This is a genomic window from Citrobacter sp. R-1.5.2, assembly GCF_035064245.1.
In the GTDB taxonomy this organism is placed as follows: Bacteria; Pseudomonadota; Gammaproteobacteria; order Enterobacterales; family Enterobacteriaceae; genus Citrobacter.
In genome coordinates, this window is the sequence record NZ_JASEYC010000108.1 from 1 (window position 1) to 305 (window position 305).

1 protein-coding gene is annotated in these 305 nt (G+C 54.4%); it reads right to left on the reverse strand.

Annotated features, from left to right (window positions below; translation table 11 throughout):
• Positions 1-2 precede the first annotated feature (2 nt).
• A partial coding sequence (locus QMN38_RS26825; RefSeq protein WP_064756738.1) for an IS5/IS1182 family transposase occupies positions 3-305 on the reverse strand: 303 nt, incomplete at its 5' end.

Below are 305 nucleotides of genomic sequence, written 5' to 3' on the forward strand. Positions count from 1 at the left end.
TTTCAGGCAATACGCACGCTTTCAGGCATACCTGCTTTCGTCATTTTGTTCAGCGCTCGTACCAGGGCCATAGCCTCTGCAACCTGACCATCGTAGTCACGCAGTGTCAGTGAACCTCCGAACAGCTGTTTTACCCGGTACATCGCCGTTTCCGCTATCGAGCGACGGTTATAATCTGTTGTCCATTTCCACCGCGCATTACTCCCGGTCAGCCGCTGATTCGCAACAGCACGGTTACGGTCTGCATATTCACCGGGCCAGTAACCCGCGCCTTTTCGGGGCGGGATAAGCGCGCTGATTTTCTT